Below are 514 nucleotides of genomic sequence, written 5' to 3' on the forward strand. Positions count from 1 at the left end.
GGGTAGCCGAGCCGCCCCCCAGGCGCGCACCGCCTCGCCGGCCGGCTCGGCGGCCAGGTCGGCCGGCTCGGGCCAGCGACGCACCCACTGCTCGTAGACGGGCAGGACCCGGGCGACGGGCGTCTGCTGGAGCATCAGCTCGGAGATCATCACGTGCCACGCGGTGGCGTCCGGACGGCGCCACGGCAGGTCGCGGGCGGCGTGCGCGAACCACGTGGCGAGCCGCTCGTGCAGCACTGTGACGTGGTCGTCGGCGAAGGGCGCGAGGGTCATGGCGCGTCGAGTCTGTCACGCCGTCCCGACCGGTTACCGTACGGTCGTGAGTCGTCTGTCGCCTGCCATCTACTGGCGTCGACGCCTGCTCGTCCTGGCCGCGGTCTTCCTGCTGGCGTGGGTCGTCACGACCCTCGTGAACGGCGGCGACGACCAGTCGTCGGCCGCCCCGGAGCCCGAGCCGTCCGCCACCGTGCCGGCCCCCGCCCCGTCGGCGACCACCGCGACGCCCAGCCCCGCC

The 514-nt window shown here is 75.3% G+C and carries 2 pseudogenes; one reads left to right on the forward strand and one right to left on the reverse strand.

What is annotated here, in order from left to right:
- Positions 1–273: pseudogene (locus tag AC2W7G_RS18395) on the reverse strand (A/G-specific adenine glycosylase); the annotation flags it as partial.
- Positions 274–319: 46 nt separating this feature from the next.
- Here AC2W7G_RS18395 and AC2W7G_RS18400 point away from each other — a divergent pair.
- Positions 320–514, forward strand: a pseudogene (locus AC2W7G_RS18400) (hypothetical protein); the annotation flags it as partial.

It is taken from the genome of Aeromicrobium sp. PFPM2_SD2 (assembly GCF_057364525.1).